The 17,907-nt window shown below is 70.0% G+C and carries 14 protein-coding genes; all 14 read left to right on the forward strand.

Annotation, left to right across the window (positions count from 1 at the left end):
- The first annotated feature begins 3 nt into the window (after window positions 1-3).
- The 14 genes from AFM16_RS22795 (at window position 4) to recQ (ending at window position 17,861) form a co-directional block, all read left to right on the forward strand.
- Entirely contained in the window at window positions 4-558 is a 555-nt protein-coding gene (locus AFM16_RS22795; RefSeq protein WP_030790193.1) for a NuoB/complex I 20 kDa subunit family protein, read from the forward strand.
- Window positions 555-1,301, forward strand: coding sequence for an NADH-quinone oxidoreductase subunit C (locus tag AFM16_RS22800; protein ID WP_078634461.1), 747 nt, complete (start codon window positions 555-557; stop codon window positions 1,299-1,301). The genes AFM16_RS22795 and AFM16_RS22800 overlap by 4 nt, the downstream gene beginning before the upstream one ends.
- Window positions 1,298-2,620: an NADH-quinone oxidoreductase subunit D gene (locus AFM16_RS22805; RefSeq protein WP_078634462.1), complete on the forward strand. Its 1,323-nt coding sequence runs from the start codon at window positions 1,298-1,300 to the stop codon at window positions 2,618-2,620. The genes AFM16_RS22800 and AFM16_RS22805 overlap by 4 nt, the downstream gene beginning before the upstream one ends.
- The gene (nuoE, locus tag AFM16_RS22810; RefSeq protein ID WP_030790184.1) at window positions 2,617-3,489 is read left to right on the forward strand and encodes an NADH-quinone oxidoreductase subunit NuoE; all 873 of its coding nucleotides are present in this window, start codon (window positions 2,617-2,619) and stop codon (window positions 3,487-3,489) included. The genes AFM16_RS22805 and nuoE overlap by 4 nt, the downstream gene beginning before the upstream one ends.
- A complete protein-coding gene (gene nuoF, locus AFM16_RS22815; RefSeq protein ID WP_179123299.1) occupies window positions 3,486-4,838 on the forward strand; it encodes an NADH-quinone oxidoreductase subunit NuoF in 1,353 nt (450 codons plus the stop codon). The genes nuoE and nuoF overlap by 4 nt, the downstream gene beginning before the upstream one ends.
- A complete protein-coding gene (locus tag AFM16_RS22820) occupies window positions 4,835-7,339 on the forward strand; it encodes an NADH-quinone oxidoreductase subunit G (protein ID WP_078634464.1) in 2,505 nt (834 codons plus the stop codon). The genes nuoF and AFM16_RS22820 overlap by 4 nt, the downstream gene beginning before the upstream one ends.
- The gene (gene nuoH / locus AFM16_RS22825) at window positions 7,336-8,700 is read left to right on the forward strand and encodes an NADH-quinone oxidoreductase subunit NuoH (protein WP_078634465.1); all 1,365 of its coding nucleotides are present in this window, start codon (window positions 7,336-7,338) and stop codon (window positions 8,698-8,700) included. Before AFM16_RS22820 ends, nuoH begins: the two co-directional genes overlap by 4 nt.
- Window positions 8,693-9,304, forward strand: coding sequence for an NADH-quinone oxidoreductase subunit NuoI (nuoI, locus tag AFM16_RS22830; RefSeq protein WP_078634466.1), 612 nt, complete (start codon window positions 8,693-8,695; stop codon window positions 9,302-9,304). Before nuoH ends, nuoI begins: the two co-directional genes overlap by 8 nt.
- The gene (locus AFM16_RS22835) at window positions 9,301-10,155 is read left to right on the forward strand and encodes an NADH-quinone oxidoreductase subunit J (RefSeq protein ID WP_030790171.1); all 855 of its coding nucleotides are present in this window, start codon (window positions 9,301-9,303) and stop codon (window positions 10,153-10,155) included. The genes nuoI and AFM16_RS22835 overlap by 4 nt, the downstream gene beginning before the upstream one ends.
- Window positions 10,152-10,451: an NADH-quinone oxidoreductase subunit NuoK gene (gene nuoK, locus AFM16_RS22840; protein WP_015658544.1), complete on the forward strand. Its 300-nt coding sequence runs from the start codon at window positions 10,152-10,154 to the stop codon at window positions 10,449-10,451. Before AFM16_RS22835 ends, nuoK begins: the two co-directional genes overlap by 4 nt.
- A 15-nt stretch (window positions 10,452-10,466) precedes the next feature.
- On the forward strand, window positions 10,467-12,380 hold the full coding sequence (gene nuoL / locus AFM16_RS22845) for an NADH-quinone oxidoreductase subunit L (protein ID WP_030790161.1): 1,914 nt from the start codon (window positions 10,467-10,469) through the stop codon (window positions 12,378-12,380).
- A 5-nt stretch (window positions 12,381-12,385) separates the two neighbouring features.
- Complete coding sequence (locus tag AFM16_RS22850) at window positions 12,386-13,957, forward strand: NADH-quinone oxidoreductase subunit M (protein ID WP_030790159.1); 1,572 nt, start codon at window positions 12,386-12,388, stop codon at window positions 13,955-13,957.
- Window positions 13,954-15,612, forward strand: a complete 1,659-nt coding sequence (nuoN, locus tag AFM16_RS22855) for an NADH-quinone oxidoreductase subunit NuoN (RefSeq protein ID WP_030790156.1) — start codon at window positions 13,954-13,956, stop codon at window positions 15,610-15,612. The genes AFM16_RS22850 and nuoN overlap by 4 nt, the downstream gene beginning before the upstream one ends.
- 227 nt (window positions 15,613-15,839) lie before the next feature.
- A complete protein-coding gene (recQ, locus tag AFM16_RS22860) occupies window positions 15,840-17,861 on the forward strand; it encodes a DNA helicase RecQ (RefSeq protein WP_245177772.1) in 2,022 nt (673 codons plus the stop codon).
- The last annotated feature ends 46 nt before the right edge of the window (window positions 17,862-17,907 follow it).

Below are 17,907 nucleotides of genomic sequence, written 5' to 3' on the forward strand. Positions count from 1 at the left end.
GTCATGGGACTCGAAGAAAAACTGCCGAGCGGTTTCCTGCTGACCACCGTCGAGCAGGCCGCGGGCTGGGTGCGCAAGGCGTCCGTCTTCCCCGCCACGTTCGGCCTCGCCTGCTGCGCCATCGAGATGATGACCACCGGCGCGGGCCGCTACGACCTGGCGCGCTTCGGCATGGAGGTCTTCCGCGGCTCACCGCGCCAGGCGGACCTCATGATCGTCGCCGGCCGGGTGAGCCAGAAGATGGCGCCGGTGCTCCGGCAGGTCTACGACCAGATGCCCAGCCCGAAGTGGGTGATCTCGATGGGCGTGTGCGCGTCCTCGGGCGGCATGTTCAACAACTACGCGATCGTCCAGGGCGTCGACCACATCGTCCCCGTCGACATCTATCTCCCCGGCTGTCCGCCGCGGCCCGAGATGCTGATCGACGCGATCCTCAAGCTCCACCACAAGATCCAGAACTCCAAGCTGGGCGTGAACGCCGAGGAAGCGGCGCGCGAGGCGGAGGAAGCGGCGCTCAAGGCCCTGCCCTTGATCGAGATGAAGGGGCTGCTGCGGTGAGCGACGCGAACGGTTCCTCGGAGAACCCGAACCCCGAGAAGGACCTCTCCGCCTCCAACCTCCCCGGCCAGCGCGGCGAGGGCGGCGAGGAGGTCCGCGTCCAGCGCGGCATGTTCGGCGCGAACAACGGCGGCGACACCTCCGGCTACGGCGGTCTGGTCCGCTCCGTCCGGCTCCCCGGCCCCGCCGCCCGCCCCTACGGCGGCTGGTTCGACGAGGTCGCCGACGAACTGGAGGGCGCCCTGGAGGAGCAGGGCCTGCTGCCGGAGAACGCGATCGAGAAGACGGTCGTCGACCGCGACGAACTGACCTTCCACATCGAGCGCGAGCACCTCCCGCGGGTCGCCCGCACCCTGCGCGACGACCCGGCCCTGCGCTTCGAACTGTGCACCGGCGTCAGCGGCGTCCACTACCCGCACGACAAGGGCCGCGAGCTGCACGCCGTCTACCACCTGCGCTCGATCACCCACAACCGGCTGATCCGCCTGGAGGTCAGCGCCCCGGACGCCGAGCCGCACATCCCGTCCCTGGTCTCCGTCTATCCGACCAACGACTGGCACGAGCGCGAGACCTACGACTTCTTCGGGATCGTCTTCGACGGTCACCCGGCCCTGACGCGGATCATGATGCCGGACGACTGGCAGGGCCATCCGCAGCGCAAGGACTACCCCCTCGGCGGCATCGCCGTCGAATACAAGGGCGCCCAGATCCCGGCTCCGGACCAGCGGAGGTCGTACTCGTGAGCACTTCACACGCTTCCCCCCGCGAGACCACCGAGGGCACCGTCTACACGGTCACCGGTGGCGACTGGGACGAGGTCGTCCAGTCCGCGGCCCGCGCCGACGACGAGCGCATCGTCGTCAACATGGGCCCCCAGCACCCCTCCACCCACGGCGTGCTCCGCCTGATCCTGGAGATCGAGGGCGAGACGGTCACCGAGGCCCGCTGCGGCATCGGCTACCTCCACACCGGCATCGAGAAGAACCTCGAATTCCGCACGTGGACGCAGGGCAGCACGTTCGTGACGCGCATGGACTACCTGACGTCCTTCTTCAACGAGACCGGCTACTGCCTCGCCGTCGAGAAGCTCCTCGGCATCGAGGACCAGATCACCGAGCGCGCCCAGATCATCCGGGTGCTCCTGATGGAGCTGAACCGGATCTCCTCCCACCTGGTGTGCATCGCCACCGGCGGCATGGAGCTGGGCGCGACCACGATCATGATCTACGGCTTCCGCGACCGCGAGATGATCCTCGACATCTACGAGCTGATCACCGGCCTGCGGATGAACCACGCCTACATCCGCCCCGGCGGACTCGCCCAGGACCTGCCGCCCGGCGCGGTGGACCACATCCGCGAGTTCGTGAAGAAGATGAAGAAGAACCTCCCGGAGTACGACAAGCTCGCCACCGGGAACCCCATCTTCAAGGCCCGGATGCAGGACATCGGCTATCTCGACCTGGCCGGCTGCATGGCCCTCGGTGCCACCGGCCCCGTCCTGCGCTCCACCGGCCTCCCGCACGACCTGCGCAAGAGCCAGCCGTACTCCGGCTACGAGACGTACGACTTCGAGGTGCCGACCACCGACACCTGCGACGCCTACGGCCGCTTCCTCATCCGCGTCGCGGAGATGCACGAATCCCTGCGGATCGTCGAGCAGTGCCTGGACCGGCTCCAGCCCGGCCCCGTCATGGTCGGCGACAAGAAGATCGCCTGGCCCGCCCAGCTCGCCCTCGGCCCGGACGGTCTCGGCAACTCCCTCGACCACATCAAGAAGATCATGGGCACCTCCATGGAGGCCCTGATCCACCACTTCAAGCTGGTCACCGAGGGCTTCCGCGTCCCGCCGGGACAGGCGTACACGGCCGTCGAGTCCTCCAAGGGCGAACTCGGGGTGCACGCCGTGTCCGACGGCGGCACCCGCCCCTACCGGGTCCACTTCCGCGACCCGTCCTTCACCAACCTTCAGGCGATGGCGGCGATGTGCGAGGGCGGCCAGGTCGCCGACGTCATCGTCGCCGTCGCGTCCCTCGACCCCGTGATGGGAGGCGTCGACCGGTGACCACCTCTTCTTCCGAGCGTGGCGTCAGCCTGGGCATGCCCGAACTGCCCGCGCCCGCCTACCCGGACGACGTCCGGGCCCGGCTGGAGGCGGACGCGCGCGAGATCATCGCCCGCTACCCCGACTCCCGCTCCGCGCTCCTGCCGCTGCTGCACCTCGTGCAGTCGGAGGAGGGCCATGTCACGCGGACCGGGATGCGGTTCTGCGCGGACGTGCTGGACCTGACCACGGCCGAGGTCACCGCCGTCGCCACCTTCTACACGATGTACCGGCGCCGGCCGAGCGGTGACTACCAGGTGGGCGTCTGCACCAACACCCTCTGCGCGGTGATGGGCGGCGACGCGATCTTCGAGGGGCTCCAGGAGTACCTCGGCGTCGGCAACGGCGAGACCACCGACGACGGAAAGATCACCCTGGAGCACATCGAGTGCAACGCGGCCTGCGACTTCGCGCCGGTCGTGATGGTGAACTGGGAGTTCTTCGACAACCAGACCGTGCAGAGCGCGAAGCGCCTGGTCGACGACCTGCGCACCGGACGCACGGTGTCGCCCACGCGCGGGGCGCCGCTGTGCACCTTCAAGGAGACCGCCCGGATCCTGGCGGGCTTCCCCGACGAGCGGGAAGGCGCCGTCGAGGCGAGCGGCAGCGCGGGCCCCGCGTCACTGGTGGGCCTTCGCCTGGCGAGGGGAGAGGCCGCACCCGCGCGCGTGGTCCACCCGCGCGACGGCGGTCCGCACGACCAGGTGCCGGAGCGGGCGGCGCACGAGCCGTCACCGGCCGAGCACCTCAGTTCACACGACGCGCCGCAGGACACATCGGCCTCCGACCCGGCCCACCCGGCAGGGCCCACCGCCGAGGAGGGGGAGTGATGACCTTGGCACCCGAGCTGAAAGGCAGCAGCCCCGAGAAGCTGCTCGCACCCGTGCTGTCGGCCTTCTGGGACGAGGACAGGTCCTGGTCGCTGGACGTCTACCGAAGGCACGAGGGGTACGAGGGACTCCGCAAGGCGCTCGCCATGTCCCCGGACGACCTGATCGCCTACGTCAAGGACTCGGGTCTGCGCGGACGCGGCGGCGCCGGGTTCCCGACGGGGATGAAATGGCAGTTCATTCCCCAGGGTGATGGAAAGCCGCACTATCTGGTTGTCAACGCCGACGAATCGGAGCCGGGGACCTGCAAGGACATCCCGCTCCTCTTCGCGAACCCGCACAGCCTCATCGAGGGCATCGTGATCGCGTGCTACGCCATCCGGTCTTCGCACGCCTTCATCTATCTGCGTGGTGAGGTCGTCCCCGTCCTGCGGCGGCTGCACGAGGCCGTACGCGAGGCGTACGAGGCGGGCTATCTGGGCGAGAACATCCTGGGCAGCGGGCTCGATCTCCAGCTCACCGTGCACGCGGGCGCGGGCGCGTACATCTGCGGTGAGGAGACCGCGCTGCTGGACTCGCTCGAAGGCCGCCGGGGTCAGCCGCGGCTGCGTCCTCCCTTCCCTGCCGTCGCGGGCCTCTACGCGTGCCCGACTGTGGTGAACAACGTCGAGTCGATCGCGTCGGTTCCCGCGATCCTCAACAACGGCAAAGAGTGGTTCCGGTCGATGGGGAGCGAGAAGTCCCCCGGCTTCACGCTCTATTCGCTCAGCGGGCATGTCGCGGGCCCCGGTCAGTACGAGGCGCCGCTCGGCATCACCCTCCGCCAGCTCCTGGAGATGAGCGGCGGCATGCGGCCCGGGCACCGGCTCAAGTTCTGGACGCCGGGCGGCTCCTCGACGCCGATGTTCACCGAGGAGCACCTCGACGTCCCCCTTGACTACGAAGGAGTGGGCGCCGCGGGTTCCATGCTCGGCACGAAAGCACTCCAGTGCTTCGACGAGACGACCTGCGTGGTGCGGGCCGTCACCCGCTGGACCGAGTTCTACGCCCACGAGTCCTGCGGCAAGTGCACCCCCTGCCGTGAAGGCACCTACTGGCTCGTGCAGTTGCTGCGCGACATCGAGGCCGGCAAGGGCGTGCTGTCCGACCTCGACAAGCTGAACGACATCGCCGACAACATCAACGGCAAGTCCTTCTGCGCCCTCGGCGACGGCGCCGCCTCGCCGATCTTCTCGTCGCTCAAGTACTTCCGCGCGGAGTACGAGGAGCACATCACGGGCCGCGGCTGCCCCTTCGACCCCGCCAAGTCGACCGTCTGGGCGGACCAGCACACGGAGGTGAACGCATGACGGTGACCACCAGCGCTCCCTCCGGAGGCGGCGAGGCGGCGGTCCCGCCGGAAGATCTCGTCACGCTGACCATCGACGGCGCCGAGATCAGCGTGCCCAAGGGCACTTTGGTCATCCGGGCCGCCGAACAGCTCGGCATCGAGATCCCCCGCTTCTGCGACCACCCCCTCCTCGACCCGGCCGGCGCCTGCCGCCAGTGCATCGTCGAGGTCGAGGGCCAGCGCAAGCCCATGGCGTCCTGCACGATCACCTGTACGGACGGGATGGTCGTCAGGACGCAGCTCACCTCACCGGTGGCCGAGAAGGCCCAGCACGGTGTGATGGAGCTGCTCCTCATCAACCACCCCCTGGACTGCCCGGTCTGCGACAAGGGCGGCGAGTGCCCGCTGCAGAACCAGGCCATGTCGCACGGCCAGGCCGAGTCCCGCTTCGACGGCCGCAAGCGGACCTACGAGAAGCCCGTGCCGATCTCCACCCAGGTGCTGCTCGACCGTGAGCGGTGCGTGCTGTGCGCCCGCTGCACCCGGTTCTCCAACCAGGTCGCCGGCGACCCGATGATCGAGCTGATCGAGCGGGGCGCGCTCCAGCAGGTCGGCACCGGTGAGGGCGACCCCTTCGAGTCGTACTTCTCCGGCAACACCATCCAGATCTGCCCGGTCGGCGCGCTGACCTCGGCGGCGTACCGATTCCGCTCCCGGCCGTTCGACCTCGTCTCCTCGCCGTCGGTGTGCGAGCACTGCTCCGGCGGCTGCGCCACCCGCACGGACCACCGGCGCGGCAAGGTCATGCGGCGCCTGGCCGCCGAGGACCCCGAGGTCAACGAGGAGTGGATCTGCGACAAGGGGCGGTTCGGGTTCCGGTACGCGCAGCAGCGCGACCGGCTCCAGACGCCCCTGGTGCGCAACGCCGAGGGCGACCTCGAACCGGCCTCCTGGCCGGAGGCGCTCCAGATCGCCGCCCAGGGCCTGCTCGCCTCGCGCGGCCGCACCGGTGTCCTGACCGGAGGCCGGCTCACCGTCGAGGACGTCTACGCGTACAGCAAGTTCGCGCGCGTGGCGCTGGACACCAACGACATCGACTTCCGCGCGCGGGTGCACAGCGGCGAGGAGGCCGACTTCCTGGCCGCCCGGGTCGCCGGCCACGGCCGTGATCTCGACGGTACGGGCGTCACGTACACCACCCTCGGCAAGGCGCCCGCCGTCCTGCTGATCGGGTTCGAGTCCGAGGAGGAGGCCCCCGGCGTCTTCCTGCGGCTGCGCAAGGCCTGGCGCAAGCATGGGCAGCAGGTGTTCTCCCTCGCCACGCACGCGACCCGGGGTCTGCAGAAGGCGGGCGGCACCCTGCTGCCGGCCGCCCCGGGCACCGAGACCGAGTGGCTGGACGCGCTGACCAGCGGGTTCGGTCTGGACGCGGACGGCACCCGGGCCGCGGAGGCGCTGCGCGCCGAGGGCGCGGTGATCGTCGTCGGCGAACGGCTGGCCGCGGTGGCCGGTGGTCTGACGGCCGCCGCGCGGGCCGCCGACGCGACCGGCGCCCGGCTGGTGTGGATCCCGCGCCGGGCCGGGGAGCGCGGCGCGATCGAGGCCGGCGCGCTGCCGTCGCTGCTGCCGGGCGGCCGCCCGGCCACCGACCCGCGCGCGCGGGAGGAGGTCGCCGCCGCCTGGGGGGTCTCCGAACTCCCGCATCGCTACGGCCGCGACACCGGGCAGATCGTCGAGGCCGCCGTGACCGGCGAACTCCAGGCGCTGCTGGTGGCCGGGGTCGAGATCGCCGACCTGCCCGACCCGGCACGCGCGCGTGCCGCGCTGACCGAGGCCGGGTTCGTGGTGTCGCTGGAGCTGCGGCCCGGCGAGGTCACCCGGCACGCCGATGTCGTCCTGCCGGTCGCGGCGGTCGTCGAGAAGCCGGGCGCCTTCCTCAACTGGGAGGGCAGGGTGCGCTTCTTCGAGGCCGCGCTCAAGCCCGACCAGATGACCCGGCGCCTGGCACCGTCCGACGCGCGCGTGCTCCAGATGCTGGCCGACGCCATGGACGTCCACCTGGGCCTGCCGGACCTGCGCACCGCGCGCGCGGAGCTGGACCGGCTCGGGGCCTGGGACGGCGAGCGGGCCGGCGCGTCCACCCAGACCGCCGCCGCGCTGCCGCGGCCCGCCGCCGGTGAGGCCGTCCTGGCCGGGCACCGGCTGCTGCTCGACCACGGTGTCCTCCAGGAGGGCGACGCGGCGCTCGCCGGGACCCGGCACGCGGCCCACGCGCGCGTGTCCGCCGCCACCGCCGCCGAGGCCGGCGTCAAGGACGGCGACGTGCTCGCCGTGACCGGGCCCGCGGGCTCGGTCGAACTGCCCCTCGAAGTCACCGAGATGCCCGACCGGGTGGTGTGGCTCCCGCTGAACTCGGTGGGCGCGGGCGTCGCCTCCGAGACCGGCGCCACCCCCGGCGCCCTCGTCCGCATCGGCCCGGCGACGCCCGCCGCCGAAGCCACCGAGGAGGTGGAGGCATGAGCCCGTCCCTCGCCGCTGAAGACCTCTCGATGTTCGGCACCGACCCCTGGTGGCTGGTCGTCGTCAAGGCGGTGTTCTGCTTCGCCTTCCTGATGGTGACCGTGCTGTTCTCCATCGTCTGGGAGCGCAAGGTCGTCGCCTGGATGCAGTTGCGCGTCGGCCCCAACCGGCACGGCCCCTGGGGCATGCTCCAGTCGCTCGCCGACGGCGTGAAGCTGATGCTGAAGGAAGACCTCATCGTCAAGCGCGCCGACAAGGTGGTGTACGTCCTCGCGCCGATCGTGGCGGCCATCCCGGCCTTCATGGCGATCGCGGTGATCCCCTTCGGCCCGGCCGGCAACGAGATCTCGATCTTCGGCCAGCGCACCACGATGCAGCTCACCGACCTGCCGATCGCGGTCCTCTACATCCTCGCGGTCGCCTCCGTCGGCATCTACGGCATCGTCCTGGCGGGCTGGAGCTCCGGATCGACCTACCCGCTCCTCGGCGGGCTGCGCTCCTGCGCGCAGATGATCTCGTACGAGATCGCCATGGGCGCCGCGTTCGCCTCGGTGTTCCTCTACTCCGGGTCGATGTCGACGTCGACGATCGTCGAACAGCAGCAGGACCGCTGGTACATCATCCTGCTGCCGGTCTCCTTCCTGCTCTACATCGTGACGATGGTCGGCGAGACCAACCGCGCCCCCTTCGACATGCCGGAGTCCGAGGGCGACCTGGTCGGCGGCTTCAACACCGAGTACTCCTCGATCAAGTTCGCGATGTTCATGCTCGCCGAGTACGTGAACATGGTGACGGTCTCGGCCGTGGCGACCACGCTGTTCCTCGGCGGCTGGCGGGCACCCTGGCCGGTCAGCACCTTCTGGGAGGGCGCGAACCACGGCTGGTGGCCGATGCTCTGGTTCGTCATCAAGGTCCAACTGCTGCTGTTCGGCTTCATCTGGCTGCGCGGCACGCTCCCGCGCGTGCGCTACGACCAGCTCATGAAGCTCGGCTGGAAGGTCCTCATCCCGGTCTCGGTGACCTGGCTGATGCTCGTCGCGACCGTACGGACCCTGCGCAACGAGAACCTCGACTTCGCCGACATCGCGCTCTACGTCGGCGGCGGCGTCCTGGTCCTGCTGTTGCTCTCCTTCGTCGTCGACATGTTCCGCGGCGGCGAGAAGCAGAAGCGGGAGGCCGCGGCCGAGCCCGTCGAGTTCGACCCGATGGCCGGCGGCTTCCCCGTGCCGCCGCTGCCGGGACAGCAGCTTCCGCCGGTGCCCAGGCGCCGCCCGCACCGGGAGCGGGAGCTGATTGTCAGTGGCGGGACCGATACTCACAGTGACGGATCTCTGGATGGAAAGGAGGCGTCCGATGGCTGAGGAGCCCAAGGAGGACGGGCAGACGACGCCCGGTTTCCAGAACCCCGTGGCCGGCTTCGGCGTGACCTTCAAGGCCATGTTCAAGAAGCGGCTGACCGAGCAGTACCCGGAGCAGAAGAAGACCACGGCTCCGCGCTTCCACGGACGGCACCAGCTCAACCGCCATCCGGACGGCCTGGAGAAGTGCATCGGCTGCGAACTGTGCGCCTGGGCCTGCCCCGCCGACGCCATCTATGTCGAGGGCGCGGACAACACCGACGAGGAGCGCTACTCGCCGGGCGAGCGGTACGGCCGCGTCTACCAGATCAACTACGCCCGCTGCATCCTGTGCGGGCTGTGCATCGAGGCGTGCCCCACGCGCGCGCTGACGATGACCAACGAGTTCGAACTGGCCGACTCCAGCCGCGCGAACCTGATCTACACCAAGGAACAACTGCTCGCCGGGCTCGAAGAGGGCATGGTCGACAGCCCGCACGCCATCTACCCGGGCACGGACGAGCAGGACTACTACCGGGGGCTGGTCACCGAGGCCGCGCCCGGCACCGAGCGCCAGGCCGCCGTCTCCAAGGGAGAGAAGCCGGAAGACCAGGAGGTGCAGGCATGAGCGCGCAGCTCGCCGCCTACTCCACCTCCACCGGCGAGGCGGTCCAGTTCTGGGTGCTCGGCACCGTCGCGGTGATCGGCGCCCTGAGCACGGTCCTGATGCGGAAGGCCGTGCACAGCGCGCTCTCCCTGGCCGGCACCATGATCGTCCTGGCGGTGTTCTACCTCGCCAACGGCGCCTACTTCCTGGGCATCGTCCAGATCGTCGTCTACACCGGCGCGATCATGATGCTGTTCCTGTTCGTGGTGATGCTCGTCGGTGTCACCGCGGCGGACTCCCTGAAGGAGACCATCCAGGGCCAGCGCTGGATGGCCCTGCTGTGCGGGCTCGGCTTCGGCATCCTGCTGTTCGCCGGGATCGGCAACGCCTCCCTGACGGAGTTCAGCGGCCTCGCCGAGGCCAACGCCGCGGGCAATGTGGAGGGGTTGGCCTCCCTCATCTTCACCAAGTACGTCTTCGCGTTCGAGATCACCGGCGTCTTGCTGATCACCGCCGCCGTCGGCGCGATGGTGCTCACCCACCGGGAGCGCACCGAGCGCGCGAAGACCCAGCGCGAGCTGTCCGAGGAGCGGGTGCGCGAGGGCAAGCACCTCCCACCGCTGCCCGCCCCGGGCGTGTACGCGCGGCACAACGCGGTGGACATCGCGGGCCTGCTGCCCGACGGCACCCCGTCCGAGCTGACGGTCAGCGCCACGCTGCGTGAGCGCGGCCAGATCCGGGACGTGTCCACCGAGGCGCTGGCCGACCTCAAGGCCCTGGAACAGCGCTCCCAGGAGCGGCTGGAGCGGAGCGGCGGCGAGCGGCCCGGCCTGGAGCGCAAGTCCCGGTGGAGCAAGGAGGCGTCGAAGTGAACCCGGTCAACTACCTCTACCTCGCCGCCCTGTTGTTCACGATCGGCGCCACCGGTGTGCTGATCAGGCGCAACGCCATCGTCGTGTTCATGTGCATCGAGCTGATGCTCAACGCCTGCAACCTCTCGCTCGTCGCCTTCTCCCGGATGCACGGCAACCTCGACGGCCAGATCATCGCCTTCTTCACGATGGTCGTCGCCGCAGCGGAGGTCGTGGTGGGACTCGCGATCATCGTGTCGCTGTTCCGCTCCCGCCACTCGGCCTCGGTCGACGACGCCAGCCTGATGAAGCTGTAAGGGGTCGGAAGAATCGTGGAGAACCTGATTGCGCTGCTGATCGCGGCGCCCCTGCTCGGAGCGGCCGTCCTTCTGGTCGGCGGCCGCCGGCTCGACGCCGTCGGCCACTGGATCGGCACCCTGCTGTCCACCGTCTCCTTCGTGTTCGGCGCGATCCTCTTCGGGGACCTGCTGAGCCGCGGCGCCGACGACCGGACGCTGACCCAGCACCTGTTCACCTGGATCCCGGTCGAGGGCTTCCAGGCGGACATCGCCTTCCGCCTGGACCAGCTCTCGATGACGTTCGTGCTGCTGATCACGGGCGTCGGCTCGCTGATCCACCTGTACTCGATCGGGTACATGGAGCACGACGAGCGGCGCCGCCGCTTCTTCGGCTACCTCAACCTGTTCCTCGCGGCGATGCTGATCCTGGTCCTCGCCGACAACTACCTGCTGCTGTACGTCGGCTGGGAGGGCGTCGGTCTCGCCTCCTACCTGCTGATCGGCTTCTGGCAGCACAAGCCCAGCGCCGCCACCGCCGCGAAGAAGGCGTTCCTGGTCAACCGGGTCGGCGACATGGGCCTGTCGATCGCCATCATGCTGATGTTCACCACCTTCGGGACCTTCGCGTTCGGCCCGCTGCTCGGTTCGGAGGGCGAGCCCGGCATCGCCGGTGACGCCTCCGAGGGCAAGCTCACCGCGATCGCCCTGATGCTGCTGCTCGCCGCCTGCGGCAAGTCGGCCCAGGTGCCGCTCCAGTCCTGGCTCGGGGACGCGATGGAGGGCCCGACCCCGGTCTCGGCCCTCATCCACGCGGCCACCATGGTGACCGCCGGCGTCTATCTGATCGTCCGGTCCGCCGCGGTCTTCAACGCCGCCCCGGACGCCCAGCTCGTCGTCACGATCGTCGGCGCCGTCACGCTCCTGTTCGGTGCGATCGTCGGTTGCGCGAAGGACGACATCAAGAAGGCGCTGGCCGGCTCGACGATGTCGCAGATCGGCTACATGGTGCTGGCCGCGGGCCTCGGCCCGATCGGCTACGTCTTCGCGATCATGCACCTGGTGACGCACGGCTTCTTCAAGGCCGGCCTGTTCCTCGGCGCCGGCTCGGTCATGCACGGCATGAACGACGAGGTCGACATGCGCCGCTACGGCGGCCTCCGCAAGTACATGCCGATCACGTTCATCACCTTCGGCCTCGGCTATCTCGCGATCATCGGCTTCCCGGGCCTGTCCGGCTTCTTCTCCAAGGACAAGATCATCGAGGCGGCGTTCGCCAAGGGCGGCACCGAGGGCTGGATCCTCGGCGGCTGCGCCCTGCTGGGCGCCGCCATCACCGCGTACTACATGACCCGCGTGATGCTGATGACGTTCTTCGGCGAGAAGCGCTGGCAGCCCGACGAGCACGGGCACGAGCCGCACCCGCACGAGTCCCCGTCGTCCATGACGATCCCGATGATCGTGCTGGCCTTCGGCTCGGTCTTCGCGGGTGCGTTCTTCAGCATCGGCGACCGCTTCGTGCACTGGCTGGAGCCGGTCACCGGCCACGCGCACGGCAACCCGCCGGTCAGCGCCCTCACCGTCACCCTCGCCACGATGGTGGTCCTGGTGATCGGCGTGGCGATCGCCTGGGCGCAGTACGGCCGCCGTCCGGTCCCGGCCGTCGCCCCGCGCGGCTCGCTGCTCACCCGGGCCGCCCGCCGCGACCTGCTCCAGGACGACTTCAACCACGTGGTCCTGGTGCGCGGCGGCGAACACCTCACGCGCTCCCTGGTGTACGTCGACCACACCCTGGTCGACGGCGTCGTCAACGGCACGGCGGCCTCGGTCGGCGGCCTCTCCGGACGGCTGCGCCGGCTCCAGAACGGCTTCGTGCGGTCGTACGCGGTCTCGATGTTCGGCGGTGCGGCGGTCCTCATCGCCGCGACCCTGCTGATGAGGGCGGTCTGATACCGATGTCCTTTCCTCTGCTGACAGCGACGGCGCTGCTTCCGGCGATCGGGGCGGTGGCCACGGCCGCCGTCCCGGCCGCCCGGCGCAACGCCGCCAAGGCGCTGGCGCTGCTCGTCTCCCTGGGCACCCTCGCCCTGGCGGTCATCATCCTGGTCCGCTTCGACCCGGGCGGCGACCGCTACCAGCTCACCGAGTCCCACTCCTGGATCGCCGACTTCGGCGTCCGCTACGAACTGGGCGTGGACGGCATCGCGGTCGCGCTGATCGCGCTCACCGCCCTGCTGATCCCGTTCATCATCCTGGCGGGCTGGCACGACGCCGACCCGCTGGAGACCGGCAGCAAGCGGTGGCGCCCGACCCAGGGCTTCTTCGCGCTGATCCTGGCCGTCGAGGCGATGGTGATCATCTCCTTCGAGGCCACCGACGTCTTCCTCTTCTACATCTTCTTCGAAGCCATGCTCATCCCGATGTACTTCCTCATCGGCGGCTTCGGGGACCGGGCCCACGAGCACGGCGAGGCCGCGGCGTCCACCCAGCGCTCGTACGCCGCCGTGAAGTTCCTGCTCTACAACCTGGTCGGCGGTCTGATCATGCTGGCCGCGGTGATCGGGCTCTACGTGGTCGCCGGGAACTTCTCCCTCACGGAGATCGCCGAGGCCCGTGCCAACGGCTCGCTCGACATGGCGACGAACACCGAACGCTGGCTGTTCCTCGGCTTCTTCTTCGCCTTCGCGGTGAAGGCGCCGCTGTGGCCGCTGCACACCTGGCTACCCAACGCCATGGGCGAGGCCACCGCCCCGGTCGCCGTCCTCATCACCGCGGTCGTCGACAAGGTCGGCACCTTCGCGATGCTCCGCTTCTGCCTCCAGCTCTTCCCCGAGGCCAGCAAGTGGGCGACGCCCGCCATCCTGGTCCTCGCCCTGATCAGCATCATCTACGGGGCGCTGCTCGCGGTCGGCCAGCGGGACATCAAGCGGCTGGTGGCGTACGCGTCGATCTCGCACTTCGGGTTCATCATCATGGGCATCTTCGCGATGACCAGCCAGGGCCAGTCCGGCGCGACGCTGTACATGGTCAACCACGGCATCTCGACGGCCGCCCTGATGCTGGTCGCCGGCTTCCTGATCTCCCGGCGCGGCTCGCGGCTCATCGCCGACTACGGCGGGGTGCAGAAGGTCGCCCCGGTGCTCGCCGGCACCTTCCTCATCGGCGGTCTGGCGACGCTCTCGCTGCCCGGACTCGCCCCGTTCGTCAGCGAGTTCCTCGTCCTGGCCGGCACGTTCGCCCGCTATCCGGTGATCGGCATCGTCGCCACCTTCGGCATCGTGCTCGCCGCCCTGTACACGCTCGTCCTCTACCAGCGGACGATGACCGGCCCGGTGAAGCCCGAGGTCTCGGCCATGCCCGATCTGCGGGTGCGCGAGCTGGCGGTCGTCGCACCGCTGATCGTGCTGCTGATCTTCCTGGGCGTCTACCCGAAGCCGGTCACGGACATCGTCAACCCGGCGGTCAAGCAGACCCTGTCCGACGTACACGAGAAGGACCCCAAGCCCGAGGTGGAGGCGGCCAAGTGAGCGCATCAGCCGTCCACAGCCTGTGGACAACGGCGACGACGGCGGTCGACCCGATCGCCAAGATCGACGCACCCAAGATCGAATACGGTCAATTGTCGCCCACCCTGATCGTCGTGGGCGCGGCGATCGTCGGGATGCTGGTCGAGGCGTTCGTGCCGCGCAAGCACCGCTACCACGCCCAGCTCTTCGTGTCCGTCGTCGCCCTGACCGCCGGCTTCGCCGCCGTGGTCGCCCTGGCGGCCAACGGCTACGGCACCACCAAGGCGGGCATCGCCGCGATGGGCGCCATCGCCGTCGACGGACCCGCCCTGTTCCTCCAGGGCACCATCCTGCTGGCCGCCCTGGTCGGCCTGTTCACCTTCGCCGAACGGCGCCTCGACCCCGAGGCGCACGGCAACCGGGTCGACTCCTTCGCCGCCCAGGCGGCCTCCGTGCCCGGCAGCGACAGCGAGAAGGCCGCCGTCAGGGCCGGCTTCACCACCACCGAGGTCTTCCCGCTGCTGCTGTTCGCCGTCGCGGGCATGCTGGTCTTCCCGGCCGCCAACGACCTGCTGACCTTCTTCATCGCCCTGGAGGTCTTCTCCCTCCCGCTCTACCTCCTGTGCGCCCTGGCCCGCCGCAAGCGGCTCATGTCCCAGGAGGCCGCGGTCAAGTACTTCCTGCTCGGCGCCTTCGCCTCCGCGTTCACCCTGTTCGGCATCGCCCTGCTCTACGGCTACGCCGGATCGGTGTCCTACGGCACCATCGCCCAGGTCGTCGACGGCACCGTCAAGAACGTGAACCCGGCCCTCGCCGACACCATGGGCAACGACGCGCTGCTGCTCATCGGCACCGCGATGATCGTCATGGGCCTGCTGTTCAAGGTCGGCGCGGTGCCCTTCCACATGTGGACGCCCGACGTCTACCAGGGCGCCCCCACCCCGGTCACCGGCTTCATGGCCGCCGCGACCAAGGTGGCCGCCTTCGGCGCGCTGCTGCGCGTCCTGTACGTCGTCCTGCCGGGCCTGCGCTGGGACTGGCGGCCGGTCATGTGGGGCGTCGCGATCGTCACCATGCTGGGCGGCGCGATCGTCGCGATCACCCAGACCGACATCAAGCGCCTGCTGGCGTACTCGTCCATCGCGCACGCCGGATTCATCCTCGCGGGTGTCATCGCCACCACCCCCGACGGCGTCTCGTCGGTGCTGTTCTACCTGGCCGCCTACTCCTTCGTGACGATCGGCGCCTTCGCGGTCGTCACCCTGGTCCGCGACGCGGGCGGCGAGGCCACCCACCTGTCCAAGTGGGCCGGGCTCGGCCGCCGCTCGCCGCTGGTGGCGGCCGTGTTCGCGGTGTTCCTGCTGGCCTTCGCCGGCATCCCGCTGACCTCCGGGTTCGCCGGGAAGTTCGCCGTGTTCAAGGCGGCGGCGGAGGGCGGCGCGGCGCCGCTGGTCGTGGTCGGTGTGATCTCGTCGGCGATCGCCGCGTTCTTCTACATCCGGGTGATCGTGCTCATGTTCTTCAGCGAGCCGCGGCCCGAGGGCCCGACCGTCGCCGTCCCCTCGCCGCTGACGATGACCGCGATCGGCGTCGGCGTCGCCGTCACCCTGGTGCTCGGCGTCGCACCGCAGTACTTCCTGGACCTGGCGAACCAGGCGGGGGTGTTCGTGCGCTGAGGGCTGCTCGTGCGTGGATCCGCGCGAAGCCCGAGTTGTGGGCCCGGTCCCTGGGAGGGGACCGGGCCCCTTCGCGTCTCCGGGTGACGCGGTCTGTGCACAGGGTGACCGGATCGGGTCTGTGGATAACTCCGGCGCTGTCGGCGCGGACCCCTATCGTGGAGGCAGTGGTCGGGAGACGACGCACGGGGGACGGGACGATGCGAGGGACGGGCGGGATCGACGACATGACAGGGACCACCGGGATCACCGGAACCACCGGGACACCGGGGCCGACGGAGAGCGAGGCGCTGGCCACGCTGCACCGGGTCTTCGGCTACGAGACCTTCCGCGGCGAGCAGCAGGCCGTCATCGAGCATGTGGTGGCCGGCGGGGACGCCGTCGTCCTCATGCCGACCGGCGGCGGCAAATCGCTCTGCTACCAGATCCCCGCCCTGGTCAGACCGGGTACGGGCATCGTCGTCTCGCCGCTGATCGCCCTCATGCAGGACCAGGTGGACGCCCTGCGGGCGCTCGGCGTGCGCGCCGGGTTCGTCAACTCCACGCAGGACTTCGACGAGCGGCGCACGGTCGAGGCCGAGTTCCTCTCCGGGGAACTGGACCTGCTCTACCTGGCGCCGGAGCGGCTGCGCCTGGACTCCACGCTGGACCTGCTCTCCCGGGGCAAGATCTCCGTCTTCGCCATCGACGAGGCGCACTGCGTGTCCCAGTGGGGCCACGACTTCCGCCCCGACTACCTCACGCTGTCCGTGCTCGGCGAGCGCTGGCCCGACGTCCCGCGGATCGCCCTCACGGCCACGGCCACGCACGCCACGCACCAGGAGATCACCCAGCGGCTCGGCATGCCGACCGCCCGGCACTTCGTCGCCAGCTTCGACCGGCCCAACATCCAGTACCGGATCGTGCCCAAGGCCGACCCCAAGAAGCAGTTGCTGAGCTTCCTGCGCGAGGAGCACGCGGGCGACGCGGGCATCGTGTACTGCCTGTCGCGCAACTCCGTGGAGAAGACCGCCGAGTTCCTCTCGCGCAACGGCGTGGAGGCCGTGCCGTACCACGCGGGCCTGGACGCGGGCACCCGCGCCGCCCACCAGTCCCGCTTCCTGCGCGAGGACGGCCTGATCGTCTGCGCGACCATCGCCTTCGGCATGGGCATCGACAAACCCGACGTGCGGTTCGTCGCCCATCTCGACCTGCCCAAGTCGATCGAGGGCTACTACCAGGAGACCGGCCGCGCGGGCCGGGACGGACTGCCCTCCACGGCCTGGATGGCCTACGGCCTCAACGACGTCATCCAGCAGCGCAAGATGATCCAGTCCGGCGAGGGCGACGAGGCGTTCCGGCGGCGGTCCGCCGCGCACCTGGACGCGATGCTCGCCCTGTGCGAGACCGCCCGCTGCCGCCGGGGCCAGCTCCTCGCCTACTTCGGCCAGGAACCCGACCCGGCGGGCTGCGGCAACTGCGACACCTGCCTCACACCCCCGCAGACCTGGGACGGCACCATCGCCGCCCAGAAGGTGCTGTCCACCGTCGTACGGCTCCAGCGGGAGCGCGGGCAGAAGTTCGGCGCCGTCCAGATCGTCGACATCCTGCTCGGGCGGCGTACCGCCAAGGTGATCCAGTTCGACCACGACCAGCTCTCCGTGTTCGGCATCGGCCAGGACCTCGAAGAGGGCGAATGGCGCGGCGTCGTACGGCAGTTGCTGGCCCAGGGGCTCCTCGCGGTCGAGGGCGAGTACGGCACGCTGGTGCTGACCGAGGCCAGCGGCGAGGTGCTGCGGCGCGAGCGGGAGGTTCCGCTGCGCAAGGAGCCCAAGCGGCCGGCGGCGTCCAAGACGTCCGGCTCCTCGTCCTCCGGCCGGGGCAAGGCCAAGGCCGCGGTGGCCGAGCTGCCCGCGGAACTGCTCCCGGCGTTCGAGGCCCTGCGCGCCTGGCGTGCCGAACAGGCCCGTGAGCAGGGCGTCCCGGCGTACGTCATCTTCCACGACGCCACCCTCCGGGAGATCGCCACGGCCTGGCCCACCTCGGTCGCGCAGCTCGGCGGGATCGGCGGGGTCGGCGAGAAGAAGCTCGCGACCTATGGGGAGGGCGTGCTGGCGGTGCTGGCGGGGCTCGGGGGCGCGCCGGGGGCGTCCGGTGCGGCTGCCTCGGCCTCGGAGTCCGGCTCGGCTTCGGCGCCCGCCGCCGATGGGGGAGCGGAGGACCACTGGCCGGAGATGGACGCGGAGCCGGAGCCCGAGGACTGGATATAAGGAGGACTGGATATAAGGCTGGGCCGGGCAGGCGTAGGTAGGGCCT

Source organism: Streptomyces antibioticus, from assembly GCF_002019855.1.
GTDB lineage: Bacteria > Actinomycetota > Actinomycetes > Streptomycetales > Streptomycetaceae > Streptomyces > Streptomyces antibioticus_B.

What these genes read in the sequence shown, in the direction of transcription:
- AFM16_RS22795 (WP_030790193.1), top strand. Translation starts at nt 4, where the DNA reads ATGGGACTCGAAGAAAAACTGCCGAGCGGTTTCCTGCTGACCACCGTC.
- AFM16_RS22820 (WP_078634464.1), top strand. Translation starts at nt 4,835, where the DNA reads ATGACGGTGACCACCAGCGCTCCCTCCGGAGGCGGCGAGGCGGCGGTC.
- nuoH (WP_078634465.1), top strand. Translation starts at nt 7,336, where the DNA reads ATGAGCCCGTCCCTCGCCGCTGAAGACCTCTCGATGTTCGGCACCGAC.
- nuoI (WP_078634466.1), top strand. Translation starts at nt 8,693, where the DNA reads ATGGCTGAGGAGCCCAAGGAGGACGGGCAGACGACGCCCGGTTTCCAG.
- AFM16_RS22835 (WP_030790171.1), top strand. Translation starts at nt 9,301, where the DNA reads ATGAGCGCGCAGCTCGCCGCCTACTCCACCTCCACCGGCGAGGCGGTC.
- AFM16_RS22850 (WP_030790159.1), top strand. Translation starts at nt 12,386, where the DNA reads ATGTCCTTTCCTCTGCTGACAGCGACGGCGCTGCTTCCGGCGATCGGG.
- recQ (WP_245177772.1), top strand. Translation starts at nt 15,840, where the DNA reads ATGACAGGGACCACCGGGATCACCGGAACCACCGGGACACCGGGGCCG.